We start from the raw sequence: 17,674 nt of genomic DNA, 5'->3' as shown, positions 1-17,674 counted from the left end.
AACGCCCGGCGCGAGTGAATCTTTTGGGTATCAGGAGGTTCACGATGCGTTCAGGTTTGATTGCTCTCCGTGCCGCAGGGGCGGCCACCGTACTCGTCCTGGCGCCCGCGGCCACCACCGCGTACGCAAGCGATTCCGTGAAGGTCACGGTCGCCCCGGCTTCCGCCTCACCCGGCGGCGAGGTGCAGTTCCGTGTCACGGGCTGCAAGGGCACGACGGGAGCCGTCGCGTCGCAGGGATTCGTCGCGGACGCCGAGCTGTCGCGCCGGGAGGGACAGAACACCCAGCTGTTCGGGAACACGTCGGTCAAATCCACCGTGAAGCCCGGCACGTACAACGTGAGCGTCACCTGCGACGGCCATGCCCACGCCGGCACCGGCCGCGTCCAGGTCGTCCAGGTCGTCCAGCACCAGCAGACCCACCAGCCGACGCACGAGCCGACCGAGCAGTCGACGCCCGTCGCACCGGTACGGGCGGGCGGCGGCGGCGCTGCCGCCGAGCTCGCCGCCCGCGACGCGGACCCGCAGGACGCCGGCCCCGGAACCCCGCACACCGTGATCGGCCTGGTCCTCGCGGGCGTGGCGGCGGTCGCCGTGGCCTCCCGCACCTCGCGGCGCCGGCGCACGGACGCTGACTGACATGTCCGCCGAGACTGACATGTCCGCCGAACGTCCGGCCGGCACCGGCCGGCTGCTCATCGGGGTGGCCTGGGCGGTACTGCTGCTCGGGCTGTGGCTGTGGGGCCGCGAGGTCACCGGCGGCCCCGGCGGCAGCTCCGCCCCCACCACAGGCGATGTGGCCGCGGTCGGCCGCCCGCTCGGCGTGCCCCTGCCGCCCGCCCACGACCCGATGCAGCCGGCGAAGCCGCACCAGGTGGACATCCCGTCGATAGGCATCACCGCCGCGGTGGTCCCGCGTGGCCTGGATGTCACGGGTGCGATAGACCCGCCTCCGTACGCGATGCCGCGCACGGTCGGCTGGTACGGCAGGGGTACGCAGCCGGGCGCGGTGGGTGCCGCGCTGCTCGTCGGCCATGTCGACACCGAGACGAAACCGGCCGTCTTCTACGGTCTCAGTGCCGCCAAGCCCGGCGAGAAGGTACGGGTGACCAGGACCGACGGCTCGGTCGCCGAATTCACCATCGACGACGTCCAGGTCTTCGGCCGGGACCGGTTCGATGCGAAGAAGGTCTACGGGCCGCGCAAGGACGGGCGCGCGGAACTGAGGCTGATCACCTGCGGCGGCACCTTCGACCGGGCGACGCGCACGTACAGCGCCAATGTGGTGGTGTCGGCATATCTGACCGGTGTCGCCGAGAAGTGAATCAAGAAGCGGACCGGGAAGTGAACCGGGCGGTGAACCGGGAAGCGAATGCCGCGGAGAGCCGCTCCGGAGTGCGGCAACCCGGCCCGACCCGCAACCTGGCCCGACCGGCAACCCGGCCCGACCGGCAACCTGGCTCGACCGGCGACGCGCTCCCCCCGGAGCCGCCGGCCGAGCCGGTCCTCTACCGCGGGTGCCCGGGCTGCGGGAGAAGCCCGGGCCGGCGCAGGAGGTCTTGTGGTCCGGTTCACGTGAGCCGGGCCGTTGCCCCACACCCTAGGGCGGGGAACTGGTCCGGCCTAGAGGCCGGATGACGCCTTGTCGTGACGTCGTCGCCCTCAGTTCCCGTCGCCGGCCCACCGCAGCGCCTCGGAAGGCAGTGTGCCGTTGGCGATCTGCTGCGCAAGGCGCGAGAGCGGTTCCCGCTTCGACCGCGCGTACCGGCGCATCGACTCGAACGCTTCGTCCACGGAGACCCCCCACCGCTCCGCGAGCATGCCCTTGGCCTGCTCCACCCGGATCCGGCTGGTGAGCGCCGACTGCAGCTGCTCTACGAGGAGTTCACCCTGTTGTATGGTCCGCTGCTGCAGAATGCCGATCGTGGCGGCGTCCGCGAGTGCCTGCGCCAGTGTCAACTGCCCCCGTGACTGCTGCTCCTGGTGATTCATCAGGAAGAAGTTCAGTGCGCCGATCACGTGCTCGCGCAGCCGCAGGGGTACGGCGTAGGTGGCCTCGAAGCCGTACTGCCGGGCCTGTGCGGCGAACTGCGGCCAGCGGAGCTTCGCTTCGCGGCTGTCGAGCGAGATCGGCGGTACCGCCGTACCACTGCCGTATGTGTCCAGGCAGGGGCCCTCGCTGTGCTGGAGCTCCAACAGATCGAGCAGCCAGGACCGTTCGTCGGAGGACGCGGCGGTCTGCAGTTGGCCGCGCTGGTTCACGAGCATCAGTCCGGCGGCCTCGACGTCCAGCAGGTCGACGCAGTGGCTCGACAGCCGGTGCAGTAATTCGATCACGTCGAAGTCGGCGACGAGAGTGTCGGCGAGCTCCACGAAGGCCGAGGCGATCCGTTGTTCGCGCAAGGTGCTGTCCATCCTTGTCACCCAACTCCGTCGGGGTTTCGCGTGCCGGTGTCGTCGCCGTCCCGCTCTACCCCATCGGCGGGAAGCCGAAGCCTCCGCGCCACGATGTCCCTGGCCACATCCACGATGGGACGTTCTGTCGCGTATGCGTGCGCTCGCAGTCGTACGAGCGCCACGGCGGGTGTGACACCCAGCCGCGCTGCGATCATCCCAGTCGCCTGGTGGACTTCGGCACGGTGCAGCGAGGCATGCTCGGCGAATCCGTGTGCCACGTCCCCCAGCAGGGTCAGGGTCAGTGCGTCCGCGAGCACCAGGGCATCGGTCAGTTCGGTCGCGTCGAGCGGTCCCGGCGTGGACCGCCGGCAGGTGAGTACGCCCACCTGAATGGCTCCGATCTGCAGGGGAAAGGCGAAGACCGCGCGCAGGCCCAGTGTTTCGGCGGGGGAGACGAAACCGGGCCAGCGTGAACGTGGGACCAGGCGGAGATCGGCGTCGAGTACCAGCACGCCGCCGTCCGCCGCGTCCGCGCCAGGTCCTTCACCGAGAGTGAACTGGAGGTCGTCCAGCCGGGCGCTCACCGGGTCGCTCGCCCACACCAGTTCGCCGAAGGAATCGTCGCCGGAGAGTGTGACCGCCAGTCCGTCGACGCCGAGGACATCGGCGCACCGACGCGCGAAGGACGCGTCGAGTCCGTCGGTCCGCTGCAATGCCAGCTCGTCCAGCAGGGCAGCCATGCGAGCACTGACCAAGCCCTCCTCCAGGGAGTGTGACGAAACAGCTGGCACATGATATCCCCGCTGCCCGGTCACAGGATGTCCACGAAGCGAAGCCGGCCTCGTGGCGCTCACGGCGGGTGTGCCAGGATGGATTCGACCGGTCTTGTCCGGGACGGGGCGCCTGGAGACGGCCTGGAATCAGTGCACCCAAGGGGGAGTGGATGTACGGGAGTTGCACCGGGCGTGCCCGGCTGTGCGTGGCCGTGGCGGGGGCGGTGCTGCTGCTGGCGGGCTGCTCGTCCGACGGGGACGAGGACAAGAAGCCGGTGGTGAGCCAGCAGCCCAAGGAGAAGGATCCGTACTGGGTCAATCCCGACGGGAAGGCCGCCAAGCAGGTCGCCTCCTACCGTAAGGACGGCGACGACAAGAACGCCGAGCTGATCACGAAGATCGCGGGTCAGCCGGTCGGTGAGTGGATCGGTCCGGACAATCCGGAGTCCGAGGCGAAGGGCTTCACCGAGGCGGCCGCCAAGACCGACCGGGACGCGCTGCTGGTCCTCTACAACATTCCGCACCGTGACTGCGGCCAGTTCTCCAAGGGCGGCGCGGCAGACGGCGACGCCTACCGGGCATGGGTGGACAAGGTCGCGCGAGGTATCGGCGACCGGCGGGCCACGGTGATCCTGGAGCCGGACGCGGTGCTGCACCTGGTCGACAGCTGTACGCCGCAGGAGTTCCACGAGGAGCGCTTCGACCTGCTCAAGGGCGCGGTCGAGCGGCTGAAGCGGCAGCCGAACACGAAGGTGTACCTGGACGCGGGCAACGCCGGCTGGTCCCAGCCCGATGCGCTCTTCGAGCCGCTCCAGCGGGCCGGCATCGACAAGGCGGACGGCTTCTCCGTCAATGTCTCCAACTTCTTTCCGACCGCGTTGAGCAAGGACTTCGGCAAGAAGCTCTCCGCGAAGGTCGGCGGAAAGCACTTCGTCATCGACACCAGCCGCAACGGCAACGGCCCGTACACCGGCGGCGACCCGAAGGAGAACTGGTGCAATCCGCCGGGCCGCGCGCTCGGCGAGGAGCCCACCGCCAGGACCGGTGACCCGCTGGTCGACGCGTATCTGTGGGTGAAGCGGCCCGGTGAGTCGGACGGTGACTGCAAGGGCGGGCCCAAGGCGGGCGAGTGGTGGCCGGAGTACGCGCTCGGTCTGGCGCGCAACACCAAGTAGCTTTCGCGGTACGGGAGAGGGCCCAGCAGCCGAGAAGCTGCTGGGCCCTCTCCCGTACGGTCAAGCGCTTGCGGACCTGCCGCGCTGCGGATCTACGGCACCTCGACCCACACACCCTCGGACGGGGTGCCCTTGTCGTCCGTCACGAAGAGCATGTACCAGCCGGACGGCACCAGCGCCCGGTTCTTCGGCACGGTGACCTGGATTCCGTCCGCCGTCTTCTTCATGTCCAGCGCGATCGAGCGCTGGTCGGTGTCGGTGACATGCGTGACGGCGCTCGGCCGCAGCAGCTTCGCCGTCTTCACGGACGCGGCGTTCTTGACCTTGAACGTGCCCGTGTCCCCACGCTTGATGGCCTTCGGCCCGCCGCTCACCTCGGGCTTGGAGTCCCTGTAGAGGTACGGCGGAGTGTAGATCTCGATGCGCTGCTCGAAGACGCCCGGCTTGGTGTTGGCCTTGTCCGCGAAGAGCGAGTCCGAACCGAAGATCATGACGCGGCCGTCGGGGAGCAGCACCGAGCCGGAGTGGTAGTTGCGCCCCACCGCGGGGTCGGCGACCCGCTTGTACGTGCCGGTCTTCGGGTCGTACGTACGCGCCTGGAGGACATTGGAGCCGCCGCGTCCGCGGTAGTCCGCGGAGCCGCCGGTGACCAGGACCGAGTCGTCGGGCAGCAGCGAGGCGCTCGGATAGCGGGTGCCCTTCTCGAGTGAAGCGCCGTCCTTGAAGCGGGGGTTCGGCGCCTTGAGGTCGACCAGCCGGGACTTCTCGCTGGCCTTCTCGGACTCGCCGACCCCGCCACCGCCGATGACCATGAACCGCTGGTCCTGGGCGGGCGGCAGCATGACGGTCGCCGAGGTCTCCATCCTGTCCGGGTCGCTCAGGCCCGGGATCTTGTCGAACTTGTTCGTCTCCAGATCCCAGACGCCCGGGGCACGGCCGACGTTGGCGGGCCCGTACCCGGCGTTCGAGCCGGAGTAGAAGAGCTTGCCATTGTCCATCAGGAAGATCGCCGGGTAGGTGGGGAACTTCCGGATGATCCCGGTGTACTTCCAGGTCTTGGTCTTCGGGTCGTAGATCTCGTCCTTGCCGGGGACGATCTGCCCGATCTCGTCGAGACCGGAGAGCGAGAGGACCTTGCCGTCCTTGAGCGTGGTCAGCGTCGGGTACCAGCGGGCCTCGTTCATCGGGTCGACGGTGATGTACTTCTCCGCCACCGGATCGAACTCGTAGGCCTCCTTGATGCCCTGGAAGTCCTTCTTGTCGAGCGCGAGCTTCTGCGCGATGCCGTAGACATTGCGGGCGTCCGAGCCGTTGAGGCCCTGCACCCGGTAGTTGTCCTCGGTACCGGTCTCGTAGTCCTTCCCGGACTCCTCGGCCTCGACATAGATACGGCCGAGACCGGGGTCGTTGCGCAGGAACCTGCCGGTCTTCTTGTCGAAGACCTTCTTCGCCTTCTCCACCAGGACCGGGTCCTTGGACACGAAGGTCTTGCCGCTCTCCTTGCCGGTGAACTTCGTGCCGGCGGGCAGGGTCTTGGGCTCGTCGGGGTCCTCATTGTGGACGACCATCAGGCCGCCGGCCTTGGTGGTGTCGCCCTTGAGCTTCTCGTACCTCTTGGTGCCGCCCGCGACCAGCAGTTTTCCGTCGGGCAGCTGGGTGTGCCCGGCGCAGAACATGTCCTTGGGCGTGGGGATCATCTTGAAGTCGTTGGTCTTCGGATCCCACAGCACCGACTCGAACTTCTTCGCGTCGAAGTTCTTCTGGTTGTTGCCGGAGCCCGCTATCAGCAGCACCTTGCCGGTGTGCAGCAGCGCGGCGTGAATCGTGTTGATCTTGTACTCGGCGGGGACGTCCAGAAAGTCCCAGTGGCCGTTGGCCGCCTTGTACTCCGGCTTGTTGATCTCGTAGTCGTGGTACTGCTCCGAGCCGAAGCGCCACATCGCCGGCCCGTTGAACCCGGCCACCACGACGACCACCGCCGCACTTATCGCCACACGACGGGCGCGGTTCTTGCGGTGGTTAGGCCGCACGGGCATCGTGCTCATTTCTTACGTCCCCCAAGGGCGATCTGCATGGTCTGGTCGGTGGTGGCAGGGTGCGGCCGCTGCTGCGGCACTTGGGCCTCCGGGGTGGAGGCGGGCGGCTGTCCGCCGCCGTGCCGCCGTCTGCGCTTCTTCTTCTCCTCGCGGATGCCGTGCCGCCAGACGAAGATCGGCGCTGCGGTGATCAGCAGAGCCAGCGTGGCCCAGGTGATCATCGCCGGATGGTCGTGCCCGAAGTAGAAGGAGGAGCCGAGTGATCCGCCGAAGACGAGGATGAAGAAGAGGTGGATCCGGAAGGTGCCGAAGAGGGTGTCCGGGCTGGACGAGTCGCCCTTGGGGGTCACGACGAAATTGCTCTTGCGGCGCAGTACGGCGTCCATCAGCGAGCGTGCGTAGATCGGCGCGGAGAGCGCGGACATCACCATGCCCGCGAGTCCGCCGGAGCCCTCGGGCTCGTGCGGCGAGACGTTGTGGCGGCGGTTCCAGATGTAGAGGCCGATCTGGAGTGCCGAGGCGTTGCCGTACAGCATCATCCAGATCGTCGGGTCGATCTGCACACCGGAGGCGCCCATACCCAGGAACAGCGCACAGCTCAGCGCCGCCAGGATCCAGTTGAGGGCCGACATCGGGTAGAAGATGATCATCATCGTGTAGTTGAAGAGCTTGCCCGGGGGCAGCGAGTAGAAGCCCTTCCAGTACTGCTTGATGATCGTCTCGTACGTGCCCCGGGACCAGCGCAGCTGCTGGGTGAAGAAGTCGGTCCAGGCGGTCGGGCCCTCGCCCACGGCAAGCACGTCCGGCGTGTAGACCGAACGCCACTTGTTCCCGGTGTCCGGGTTGCTGGCGCGGTGCATCTCGAAGCCGGTGGCCATGTCCTCGGTGATCGAGTCGTACAGACCGCCGATCTGCTTGATGGCCTTGATGCGTACGGCGTTGGACGTGCCGACGAACATGGGCGCGCCGTAGCGGTTGCCCGCGCGCTGGATCAGGGCGTGGAAGAGGAACTGCTGCGACTCCGCGGCCTTGGTGACGAAGGTGTCGTAATTGCCGTACACCTGCGGGCCGATGACGAAGCCGACGTCCGGGTCACGGAAGTAGCCGAGCATTCGCTCCAGGTAGTTGGGCAGCGGGATGTGGTCGGTGTCGACGGAGGCGAAGAAGTCGTAGTTGCCGCCGTGCGCCTCGAGCCAGGCGTTGTAGTTGCCGTGTTTGGTCTTGGCCCGGTGCGGGCCCTTGGCCTGGTTCCAGTGCGCGATGCCCTTGCGGGAGAAGTGGTGGACGCCGAGCCGCGCGCAGACCTCCTTGACAGCGGGGTCGTCGCCCTCGTCGAGCAGCCAGACGTGCATCAGCCCGCGGTGCCGGATCCGCACGGCCGCCTCGAGCGTCTTCGTCACCATCTCCAGGGGCTCCTTGCCCGGTACGAAGGAGGTGAGGAAGGCGACCTTGGTGCCGGTCTCGGGCACCACGGGGACGGGGTCGCGGGCCACCAGCGTGGCGTGCGCGTTCGACAGGACGTTCATCGTGCGGAAGAGCTCGATCAGACCGATCGAGACGAGCATGACGACGTCGAGGATGAGCAGCGTGTCGTTCTTGAGGTTCGGGTCGCGCTCGGTCCAGTGTTGGGGCTGCATCAGCCAGGCGAACAGGCCGAGCGAGACCAGCGGCGCGGCGCCGAGCAGCAGGGCCGCCCGGATACGGTGCGGCTCCTGCGAGAGCAGCGAGCGGTACTGCACGGTGTACGGCTTGGCCGGGTCGGGCTGGGTCAGGGGTCCGGCGAGCCGGCTGTAGTGCTCGTAGTCGTACCGCGGCAGCGCCTTCTTGGGGCGCAGTCGCTGCCCGGCGGTGCGCAGGTGCGCCGGTATCCGGAGCTGAGTCGTCCGGGAAGGGTCGTTGGGCTGCCGGGCGCCGTCTGGCGTCGACGTCATGAGTTATCCCCCCGCACGCAAGCTGGCTGCGTGAGCTGTGGTCGGTCGTCTCGTCCTGACCGTCGGTCCCCCTCGACCATCAGCCCTGGACGCATCAGTGGCGGGCCACCGTCACTACAGACACGAAACGGTCACCTGCTGGTTGCATGATGCCCGTAACGTGTTCGGTCTGTGAACGGGCCCCCTGCTCCTTATTCCCGCAGCGGGATTTTCCTCTCCAAATACGCCCAACTGCGTTAAAAGGATGCCCCATTGAGGGCATTGGCTCCAGGACAGGGTCTACGACCCCCGTCATGATCGCAAGGGTGAAACGGGGCGTTAATCGCTTATATGCACGATTTGAGGCCCCCTTGCGGGGGTGGATCACACGGGCATCGAGTGGCCGAAAACGTCCGTATGTACGACCAAAGCCCCCTCACGCGCGGTGAGGAGGCCTTGGTTCTGCGTGCGCCGCCAGGGACTCGAACCCCGGACCCGCTGATTAAGAGTCAGCTGCTCTAACCAACTGAGCTAGCGGCGCCTGCTGACCTCGAGAACTCTACCCGACGGCCGCGGGTGCTCATGACCATTCTCTGATCGTTCCGGCCTGTCGAATCGTCTTTTATTACCTATATCCCGTCAAAATGCGATGAGGCGGGACAGTTGGTGACCGACCGTGGACGCCGGCACCCGTACGACAGTGCCAAAAGATCTTAGATGAGTGCGGAGGGTAATAACGATGCCGGTGTTCGAGGAGTTCGAGCCCGCTGCCGACTGCCACTGCGCGGGCTGCGCCCAGCAGCACCGCGTCCTCGCGGCGGGAGGACACTCGAGCGCGCACGGCTTCCGCCGGGCGCTGGCCGTGTTCATCGCGGCGGGCGTGGTGCTCGGCAGCGGTGGAACGGGAGTGGCGGACGCCCTCGGTCCCCCGGGCGCTACCGCGCCGCCGGGCGCTACGGCGCCTCCGGGCGAGGCCGTCGACGCGCGAGCCACCACGGACCCGGAGCCCGCGACCGAGCAGGGCCGCAGCGGGCCGCTGCACGGCCCCTCGGGCGAGTCGGCCACGCCCGGCGCTCCGCTGCACAGGACGACCCGCGCCGAGATCATCAACCGGGCCAAGAAATGGGTGAGCGCCCAAGTCCCCTACAGCATGGAGCGGTACTGGTCCGACGGATACCGCCAGGACTGCTCGGGCTATGTCTCGATGGCGTGGGGCCTGGCGTCCAACGAGTGGACGGGGAGCCTCGCCGAGTTCGGCACCCGGATCACGCGCGAGGAGCTGCAGCCGGGCGACATGCTGCTCTTCCACAACCCGGACAACCCGACCACGGGTTCGCACGTCGTGCTCTTCGGGGGCTGGACCGACTACACGCACACCTACTACATCGCGTACGAACAGGTGAAGCCGCATACCCGTAGGCAGGCCACGCCCATGGCGTACTGGACCAACTCCAGCAAGTACCTGCCCTATCGCTACAACGGCCTCACCAGCGCCGCGGTCGAGTCGGCGTCCGCCGGCGCCGGTGCCGCGACGGCTGTCTCTCCCGGGACGGTCGTCTCTCCCGGGATGGACGTCTATCCGGGGTTGGCGGCCTTCGGCCCCGGCGCGAACAACAAGTACGTCACCCGGCTCGCCGAGCTGCTCGCCGGCCGCGGCGGAGAGCACTTCTACCCGCAGGGGCCGGGGCCGCTCTGGGACGACCCGGACCGGCTGGCCACCCAGGCGTTCCAGCTCTCCCAGGGCTGGCAGGGCGCGGAAGCGGACGGGCTGCCGGGACCGGAGACCTGGCGGCTGCTGGTGACCAGGAAGGGCAGGAACATCACCGGCAAGGCGGTGACGGGGCCCGCCGGCAAGAGCGCGGTCACGCCCGCGTATCCGGGACGTGACTACTTCCGTGCCGGCCGGTCCAGTCCTCATGTCGCCCAGCTCGGCCGGCAGCTGGTGAAGCGCGGCTACAACAAGCACTACACGTCGGGGCCCGGGCCGGTCTGGGGCGAAGCCGACCGGCGCAATGTCGAGGCGTTCCAGCGAGCGCAGGGCTGGCGCGGCGGCGCGGCCGACGGTGTCCCGGGACCCGAGACCTGGCGGCGGCTCTTCGCCTGACGGCACGCCTGTCCGGCGCGGCAGACGCGGCCCGGCCGCGCGGCAGAGGGTCCGCCCGCGCTGCCCGGCAGAGCGACGGCGGTACGGAACGACCAGTGGAGGTGGCAGTCATGAACACCACGACCCCGGAGCCGGACGGCACCGTGCCGTCCGACAGCCCGCGGCACACCCCGGTCATCGCCCAGGAGGTCACCACCGAGATCCCGGTGCACCTCCTCTTCCGCGAAGACGACTCCCAGCCGCTCGCCCCGTGGTCCACCGTCGTGCCGCGGCGTCAGAGCACCGGTGAACAGCCGAAGGTCGGACGCAGACCCGCGGCGCCCCGGCCGGCAGCCGTCCAGACGCGGCCCGCGCCACCCGTCGACCCGGACCTGGTCGAGCGGGCCGCGCCCGTGCTGCCCGGCTGGACCGCGGTGGTCGCCGGGCTGTGCGCGCTGGCCGGGATCGGCGCGTTGCTGTGGGGGGTCGGAGCGCTGCCGGGCAGGGTGACGAGGCCGCTCGGGCTGCCCTCGTATCCGTACCACGGCATCGGGATCGGGCTGTGGTGCCTGCTCACGCTGGGCGTACTGCTGACGCTCTTCGCCTTCGGCGGGCTCGGATGCGGCCGGGTCGGACACGCCTGGGTGCTGACGCTCTTCGGCGACTACCAGGGGAGTGTGCGGCGTACGGGACTGGTGTGGGTGAATCCGACGCTGCTGCGCCGTGGGGTCGACGTACGGCTGCGGCACTGGCGCAGCGAACCGATGCCGGCGGTCGACGCGGACGGCACGGAGCTGCGCGTCGTGGTGCTGGTCGTGTGGCGGGTCAAGGACACCGCGCGGGCGGTGCTCGGCATCGAGAACCACGAGAGTTATCTGAGCGAGCAGGTCGGTGCGGCGATGGCGCGGGTGCTCTCGCAGCTGCCGGCCGATGCCTTCCACGAGGACGCGCCCACCCTGCGCGATGCCGAGGCGGTCGGCGACGCGCTGACGCGTTTGCTGTCGGCGGAGTGCGCGCCGGCCGGGATCCAGCTCTTCTCGGCGCAGCCGACGGGGATCGTGTACGCGCCGGAGGTGGCGGTCGCGATGCAGCGCCGACGGATCGCCGCGATCGACGCCAGGCACCAGGAGGGTGTGCTGACTTCGGTGGTGGACGCGGTGGACGACACCGTGAACCGGCTCACCGAACGCGGGCTCGTCGAGCTCGACGGCTACGGGCGCAAGGCTCTGGTGAAGGCCCTCACCGTCGCCTTCTACCAGGGGCGTTCGGGGCTTCCGGAAGGCTCGTGATTGGTCTGGACATGTTCAAGTTTCGTTAATACTCTGGTACTTGGTCTAGACCGGAAACCGGAATGTGTACCACCGCACGCGTGCAGCACGGCCCACAGAACTCCCCCACGTTCTCCTGGAGCGAAGCATGCGCAAACTGTCTCGATTCGCGGCTCCGCCGCGGGTAAGTGCGGCGATAGTCGGCCTCGTAGTGGCGGGCACCACCATGCTCGCGACCGGCAGCGCCACCAGCCATGGCTACACCGACTCGCCCATCAGCCGCCAGAAGCTGTGCGCCAACCGCACGGTCGCCAACTGTGGCGAGATCATCTACGAACCCCAGAGCGTCGAAGGCCCCAAGGGCTTCCCGGCGGCGGGTCCGGCCGACGGAGCGATCTGCGCCGGTGGCAACAGCCGCTTCGCGCAGCTGGACGACCCGCGCGGCGGCACCTGGCCCACCACCAAGGTCTCCTCGGGGCAGAACTACACCTTCCGGTGGCAGTTCACCGCCATGCACGCGACGACCGACTTCAAGTACTACATCACCAAGAACGGCTGGAACCCGAGTCAGAAGCTCACCCGCGCCTCGCTCGATTCGCAGCCGTTCCTGACGATCCCGTACAACGGCCAGCGCCCGCCGGCCACGCTCAGTCACTCCGGGACGCTGCCGTCGAAGTCCGGCCGGCATCTGATCCTGGCTGTGTGGACCGTGCATGACACGGGCAACGCCTTCTACGCCTGCTCGGATGTTCAGTTCTGACAGGTAGTCAGTTATCGTGCGGCGCCATGATGAGTACCGTCGCGGAACTCGTACAGCGCCAATGGGGCGACCACCGGGTGGGGCTGAGCGGCCAGAACTTCGCACTCAGCCACCACCAGGTCGCCGCGGGCGCCGCCGCACGGGCCGCGCTCCTCGTGGATCTCCTGCCGCGCGGAGCCGAGCCGCACCTCGGGGTACTGCTCGACACTCCCCCTACGCCCTGAGGGCGTGGGGGGGGACCCCCACCCCGGAGTTTCCCCTGTGGCTCAGCGCGGCGGCCCTGGCCGGGGCCGCCGTGGCGGGCATCAATCCGACCCGGCGCGGGCCCGAACTGGCCCGCGACATCCTGCACACCGACTGCCGGGTGCTGGTCACCGAACGCGCCCACCTTCCCCTCCTCGACGGGCTCACCCTGCCGGGGGTACGGGTGCTGGTGACCGATCCCGACAACGCCGCGTACGCCGCGCTGCTCGCCCCGTACGCCGCCGCGGAACCCGGCGACGCCAGGCTCGGGCCGGTCGGGCCCGGCAGTCGGCTGCTGCTCTGCTTCACCTCCGGGTCGACGGGCGCGCCCAAGGCCGCCATCTGCTCCCAGGGGCGGCTGGCGGCGGCGGGCGCGTCCCTGGTGCGTCACTTCGGTGTGCGCGAGGACGACGTCCACTACATCTGCATGCCGCTGTTCCACGGCAACGCGGTGATCGCCAACTGGGCACCGGCGCTCGCGTTGCGGGACGGCGTCTCGTTCGATCCGGTGGGATTCGGGGACTTTCTGGCGTCGCAGACGGACTTGGGTACGAAGATGGCGCCGCGCTTTGTGAGAGTGCTGCGGCAGCTGCCTGTGACCGCGACGAACAAGATCCACCGAGTGGCGCTCCGGCGCGCGGGCTTCGGCTGTGAGGAACCGGTCTGGTGGCTGCCCCCGGGCAGCGCGGCCTACCGCCGGCTGACGAAGGCGGACAGGACGGCGCTGCTGGCGCAGTACGGGGATCACGGCAGGGCGGGTCTGCTCGCCCCCTGAAGGGTGTGGCGCGGATTGCCTCCGCCGCGGGTGCCGGTTGCCTCCGGCCCGCAAACGCCTCTGGGGCCTCTCGGATGACCGAGAAGCCCCAGAGGATCAGCTGTGCGCCGCCAGGGACTCGAACCCCGGACCCGCTGATTAAGAGTCAGCTGCTCTAACCAACTGAGCTAGCGGCGCTTACTGGCACCAGCCGCGCGCGGCTGATGACTAGCTAATAGTACCTGGCCCCGGTGGGTGGTTCGGACACCCTCGGCGTCCGCCCTAGATCGCCAGCGACAGCACCACCGGCGCCGCCTTGCGGTTGAGCGTGTCCGCCGCTACGCGCAGCCGGTGGGCGTGTTCGATCGGCAGGGACAGCGCCAGGCAGCCCACTGCCGAGCCCGCCGTGAGCGGAACCGCCGCGCAGACCGTGCCCACCGCGTACTCCTGGAGGTCCAGCATCGGGACCGTCGGGGGCTGGCTGTCCAGTTTGGAGAAGAGCAGCTTCTCGCTGGTGATCGTCCGTGACGTGAGGCGGGCGATCTTGTGGCGCGAGAGGTGGTCGCGGCGGCCGTTCTGGTCGAGCTGGGTCAGCAGGCATTTCCCGACCGCGCTCGCGTGGGCGGCCGAGCGGAAGTCCACCCATTCGTTGACCTTCGGCGTGCGTGGGCCGTCGGCGAACTGGGTGATCTTCACCTCGCCGTCGATGTACCGGCTGATGTAGACCGCCGCGCCGACCGAGTCGCGCAGCTCGGTGAGGGTCTCCTGCAGCTTCGCCTGGAGCGCCTGCTGGCGGGTGACCCCGGAGCCGAGCAGGATCAGTGAGTCGCCGATCACATAGGCGCCGTCGGCGACCTGCTCGACATAGCCCTCGCGGCGCAGCATCGCCAGCATGGGGGCCAGGTGGCCGGTCGGCAGACCTGTCTCGCGTGCGACCTGGACGTCGGTGACACCGCCACCGTGCTTGGAGATCGTTTCCAGGACACGCAAGACATACTGTATTGAATGGAACGGCGCGGTCGGCTCGGGCTTCAGCGCCACGGTTTCCCCCTAGCAGGTTGTGACCGCAAGTTTCCCTACCACGATAGCGGCCAAGAGCCGTTCAGAGGGCGCCTGTTGGCGAGAAGTATCGTGCGCCCCAGCGTCATACGCTGGGGCGCACTCGCTTGGCATATGCCAGCGTCACACTTACCGGTATGAGTAAGTGGTCAGAGCACCGCACCGAGAAACTCGCGGGTACGATCATGCTCCGGCGTGGAGAAGATTTTCTCCGGAGATCCGGACTCGATGACCTTGCCGGAGTCGAACATCAGCACCTCGTCAGAGATGTCCCGGGCGAAGTTCATCTCGTGTGTGACGCAGAGCATCGTGATGTCGGTGGAGCGGGCGATGTCCCGCAGCACGTCCAGCACACCGGCGACCAGTTCAGGGTCGAGCGCCGACGTGACCTCGTCGAGGAGCAGCACCTGTGGCCGCATCGCCAGCGCCCTGGCGATCGCCACCCGCTGCTGCTGGCCGCCCGACAACTGCGTCGGCTTCGCGTCGCAGCGGTCGCCGAGGCCGACCAGGTCCAGCAACTCCTTGGCGCGCTCCTCCGCCTCGTCCTTGGACATGCCGAGCACCCGTACCGGGGCCTCGGTGATGTTCCGCAGGGCGGTCATGTTCGGGAACAGATTGAACTGCTGGAAGACCATGCCGATCTGCTTGCGTGCCTCGCGGCGCTCCTTCTCCGCGGCCGGGAACAGTCGCTGACCGTTCACCTGGATCGTGCCCCGGTCGGGCGACTCCAGAGTCATCAGCAGCCGCAGGATCGTCGTCTTGCCGGAGCCGGAGGGGCCGATCAGCGTGACGTGCTTACCCGGCTTCACCGAGAAGCAGAGATCGTCCAGCACGGTGTTGTCGCCGAAGCTCTTCGTCACATTCTCGAAGCGGATCAGCTCACCGGACTTCTCGGGGGTCGTGGTGGCGGGGGTGGCGATATCGGGGGTGGTGTCAGGAGACAAGGCGGCGCTCCAGGGCTCGTACGAGAAGAGAAGCCGGGTAGGCGATGAGGATGAAGGCGATGCCGATCACGGTCAGCGGCTCGGTGTACTGGAAGGTCGCGGCGCTCTCGAGCCGGGACTGCTGCAGCATCTCCAGCACGCCGATCGCGGCGATCAGCGGCGTGTCCTTCAGCATCGCGATGACGTAGTTGCCGAGGGCCGGCGTGATGCGCCGGACCGCCTGCGGCAGGATCACCGCGAACCAGGTGCGGTGGGCGGGCAGGCTCAGCGCCTTCGCCGCCTCCCACTGACCGGCCGGCACGGCTTCGATACCGGCCCGGTAGACCTGCGCGGTGTACGTCGAGTAGTGCAGCCCGATCGCGATCGTGCCGGTGGTGAGCGCCGAGAACTGCACGCCCCACTCCGGCAGTACGAAGTAGAGGAAGAAGAGCTGTACCAGCAGCGGGGTGGTGCGGATGAACTCCGTGACGACGTTCACCGGCCACCGAAGGAAACGGGTCGGCGCCCTGAATCCGATCGCCCAGACCAGGCCGAGCGTGAAGGAGATCAGCGAGCCGAGTACCAGGATCTGCAGCGTGACGAGCACGCCGTCCCAGAAGCGTGGCATGAAGTCCGCGACCGCGGACCAGTCCCAGGTCACTTCGAACCACCTCCGGAGGTGGAAGTGGTGACGGCCCGCCTGGCGAACCACGCACCGGGGCCGCTTCCGGGAACCGCGATGCCGATATTCCGCTTGGTCTTCTTCTCCAGCGCCTTCATGGAGCGTGTCACGACGAACGCGAGCACGAAGTAGATCACCAGGCTGATGGTGTAGATCTGCGCGCTCTCCTGCGTGGCCAGGCGCACCAGGTACGCGGCGAAGGAGACGTCACCCACGCCGAGCAGCGACACCAGTGCCGTGCCCTTGAGCAGCTCGACCAGCAGATTGCAGAACGGCGGCATCATCTCCGGCACCGCCTGCGGCAGCAGGATCAGCCGCATCCGCTGCCAGGGCGTGAAGCTGAGTGCGACACCCGCCTCGCGCTGCGCGGGAGTCACCGCGTTCAGCGCGCCGCGCACGATCTCCGCGCCGTACGCGCCGTAGGAGAGTCCGAGCGCGAGCACCGCGGCCCACATCGGGACCAGCTGCCAGCCCAGTAGTGGCGGCAGCACGAAGAACAGCCAGAACATCAGCACCAGCGCCGATGTGCCGCGGAAGATCTCGGTGTAGAAGCCCGCGAGGAAGCGGACGAAGCGCGAGCGGTGGGTGCGGGCGATGCCGACCGTGAAGGCGACCGCCGCTGCCAGCACGGCGCTGTACACCAGCAGTTGGACGGTGATCCAGATGCCCGGGAGTACCCAGTTCTGCCAGAGTCCGGCTGTCATCGGCACAGCTCCTTGGCAGTGAGCTTGGTCATCTCGTTCTCGGTGAAGCCGAACGGCCGCAGAATGCGGAAGAGTTCGCCGCTCTTCTTCATCTTGTGGATCTCGAGATTGAAGGCGTCGCGCAGCTCCGTGTCGGTGGGCCGGAAGGCGAACCCGCCGCCGTCGATCTTCTTCTTGCCGTCGACCACGGCCGCGAACGGCTCGGTCGCCTCCGCCTTCGCGCTCTTCTTCACCACCTCGCGGATGGTGAGCGCGGTGCCGGCGAAGACGTCGACCCGGCCCGACTCGACCGCGTTCAGCCCCGCCACCTGGTCCTGGAGGATGACGACGTCCTTCTCCGGGTAGCCGGCGGCGACCGCGTAGTCGATCTCCGCGTAGCCGGTGCCGGTGGCGAATTTCGCCTTGGTCCTCACCACGTCCTCGTACGTCCGCAGTTTCTTCGGATTGCCCTTGCGCACGATGAACGAGTCGAGCATCTGGTACTCGGGGTCGGCGAATATGACCTGCTGGCAGCGCTCCTTGTTGATGTACATCCCGGCCGAGACGACGTCGAACTGCTGGGAGTTGAGACCCGGGATGAGCGAGGCGAAGTCGGTGGCGACGGGCTGGACGGTGTCGATGCCCAGCCGTTTGAAGATGACACGGGCCAGCTCAGGGGCCTCGCCGGTGAACTCGCCGTTCTTGTCGACATAGCCGTAGGGCACCTCGCCGGCGATGCCGAGGCGCACCGTGCGCTGGGACTTCAGCCGGGCCAGGGCGTCCCCGGAAGGCACCCGTCCGCAGCCCGCCGCGCCCGCGGCGCCGAGCGCACCGGCGGCAGCGGTGCCGAACAGCAGTGTGCGTCTGCGTATCGATCCTGCTTGTCTTGTACGAGCCATGGCCGCGCGGCTACCCGGCTCCACGCGGGG

15 protein-coding genes, 2 tRNA genes and 1 pseudogene are annotated in these 17,674 nt (G+C 68.2%); 7 read left to right on the top strand and 11 right to left on the bottom strand.

Annotated elements, in window-relative coordinates; translation table 11 throughout:
- The first annotated feature begins 44 nt into the window (after positions 1-44).
- The gene (locus OG966_RS14910; RefSeq protein WP_326650099.1) at positions 45-638 is read left to right on the top strand and encodes a hypothetical protein; all 594 of its coding nucleotides are present in this window, start codon (positions 45-47) and stop codon (positions 636-638) included.
- A 19-nt stretch (positions 639-657) separates the two neighbouring features.
- On the top strand, positions 658-1,323 hold the full coding sequence (locus tag OG966_RS14905) for a class F sortase (RefSeq protein WP_326655214.1): 666 nt from the start codon (positions 658-660) through the stop codon (positions 1,321-1,323).
- A 338-nt stretch (positions 1,324-1,661) separates the two neighbouring features.
- Here OG966_RS14905 and OG966_RS14900 read toward each other — a convergent pair whose 3' ends face one another.
- Both OG966_RS14900 and OG966_RS14895 read right to left on the bottom strand, forming a co-directional pair.
- Positions 1,662-2,414, bottom strand: a complete 753-nt coding sequence (locus OG966_RS14900) for a GAF and ANTAR domain-containing protein (RefSeq protein ID WP_326650098.1) — start codon at positions 2,412-2,414, stop codon at positions 1,662-1,664.
- Between the two features lie 5 nt (positions 2,415-2,419).
- Complete coding sequence (locus tag OG966_RS14895) at positions 2,420-3,136, bottom strand: ANTAR domain-containing protein (protein ID WP_326650097.1); 717 nt, start codon at positions 3,134-3,136, stop codon at positions 2,420-2,422.
- 203 nt (positions 3,137-3,339) lie between these two features.
- On the opposite strand from OG966_RS14895, the gene OG966_RS14890 reads away from it, so the two are divergent.
- Positions 3,340-4,344, top strand: a complete 1,005-nt coding sequence (locus tag OG966_RS14890; protein ID WP_326650096.1) for a glycoside hydrolase family 6 protein — start codon at positions 3,340-3,342, stop codon at positions 4,342-4,344.
- A gap of 92 nt (positions 4,345-4,436) precedes the next feature.
- Here the strand turns inward: OG966_RS14890 and OG966_RS14885 are convergent, their stop codons facing one another.
- The 3 genes from OG966_RS14885 to OG966_RS14875 all read right to left on the bottom strand — a co-directional run bounded on the left by OG966_RS14885 (position 4,437) and on the right by OG966_RS14875 (position 8,831).
- Entirely contained in the window at positions 4,437-6,389 is a 1,953-nt protein-coding gene (locus OG966_RS14885; RefSeq protein ID WP_442806704.1) for a galactose oxidase-like domain-containing protein, read from the bottom strand.
- Positions 6,386-8,311: a glycosyltransferase family 2 protein gene (locus tag OG966_RS14880; protein WP_326650095.1), complete on the bottom strand. Its 1,926-nt coding sequence runs from the start codon at positions 8,309-8,311 to the stop codon at positions 6,386-6,388. The genes OG966_RS14885 and OG966_RS14880 overlap by 4 nt, the downstream gene beginning before the upstream one ends.
- Positions 8,312-8,757: 446 nt before the next feature.
- Positions 8,758-8,831 (bottom strand) — tRNA-Lys (locus tag OG966_RS14875).
- Positions 8,832-9,023: 192 nt separating this feature from the next.
- Between OG966_RS14875 and OG966_RS14870 the strand changes: the two genes are divergently transcribed.
- From OG966_RS14870 to OG966_RS14855, 4 genes and pseudogenes are all read left to right on the top strand, one after another.
- A complete protein-coding gene (locus OG966_RS14870) occupies positions 9,024-10,394 on the top strand; it encodes a peptidoglycan-binding protein (RefSeq protein WP_326655212.1) in 1,371 nt (456 codons plus the stop codon).
- A gap of 110 nt (positions 10,395-10,504) precedes the next feature.
- Positions 10,505-11,662, top strand: a complete 1,158-nt coding sequence (locus OG966_RS14865; RefSeq protein ID WP_326650094.1) for an SPFH domain-containing protein — start codon at positions 10,505-10,507, stop codon at positions 11,660-11,662.
- A 127-nt stretch (positions 11,663-11,789) separates the two neighbouring features.
- Positions 11,790-12,401, top strand: coding sequence for a lytic polysaccharide monooxygenase auxiliary activity family 9 protein (locus OG966_RS14860; RefSeq protein WP_326650093.1), 612 nt, complete (start codon positions 11,790-11,792; stop codon positions 12,399-12,401).
- 26 nt (positions 12,402-12,427) lie between these two features.
- Positions 12,428-13,152 (top strand): annotated as a pseudogene (locus OG966_RS14855) (AMP-binding protein); the annotation flags it as partial.
- A 370-nt stretch (positions 13,153-13,522) separates the two neighbouring features.
- Here the strand turns inward: OG966_RS14855 and OG966_RS14850 are convergent.
- From OG966_RS14850 to ehuB, 6 genes are all read right to left on the bottom strand, one after another.
- A tRNA-Lys gene (locus OG966_RS14850) sits at positions 13,523-13,596 on the bottom strand.
- A gap of 84 nt (positions 13,597-13,680) precedes the next feature.
- Complete coding sequence (locus OG966_RS14845) at positions 13,681-14,439, bottom strand: IclR family transcriptional regulator (RefSeq protein ID WP_326650092.1); 759 nt, start codon at positions 14,437-14,439, stop codon at positions 13,681-13,683.
- 167 nt (positions 14,440-14,606) lie between these two features.
- Positions 14,607-15,401 (bottom strand): amino acid ABC transporter ATP-binding protein, encoded by a 795-nt coding sequence (locus OG966_RS14840; RefSeq protein WP_442806702.1) that lies wholly within the window; start codon positions 15,399-15,401, stop codon positions 14,607-14,609.
- The gene (gene ehuD, locus OG966_RS14835; RefSeq protein ID WP_326650091.1) at positions 15,391-16,041 is read right to left on the bottom strand and encodes an ectoine/hydroxyectoine ABC transporter permease subunit EhuD; all 651 of its coding nucleotides are present in this window, start codon (positions 16,039-16,041) and stop codon (positions 15,391-15,393) included. The genes OG966_RS14840 and ehuD overlap by 11 nt, the downstream gene beginning before the upstream one ends.
- Complete coding sequence (gene ehuC / locus OG966_RS14830; protein WP_326650090.1) at positions 16,038-16,766, bottom strand: ectoine/hydroxyectoine ABC transporter permease subunit EhuC; 729 nt, start codon at positions 16,764-16,766, stop codon at positions 16,038-16,040. Before ehuC ends, ehuD begins: the two co-directional genes overlap by 4 nt.
- On the bottom strand, positions 16,763-17,644 hold the full coding sequence (gene ehuB, locus OG966_RS14825) for an ectoine/hydroxyectoine ABC transporter substrate-binding protein EhuB (protein ID WP_326650089.1): 882 nt from the start codon (positions 17,642-17,644) through the stop codon (positions 16,763-16,765). Before ehuB ends, ehuC begins: the two co-directional genes overlap by 4 nt.
- Positions 17,645-17,674 lie beyond the last annotated feature (30 nt).

Origin of the sequence: Streptomyces sp. NBC_01750 (assembly GCF_035918095.1) — a bacterium.
Classification (GTDB): Bacteria; Actinomycetota; Actinomycetes; order Streptomycetales; family Streptomycetaceae; genus Streptomyces.
This window is presented reverse-complemented; position numbering and strand designations above follow the sequence as displayed.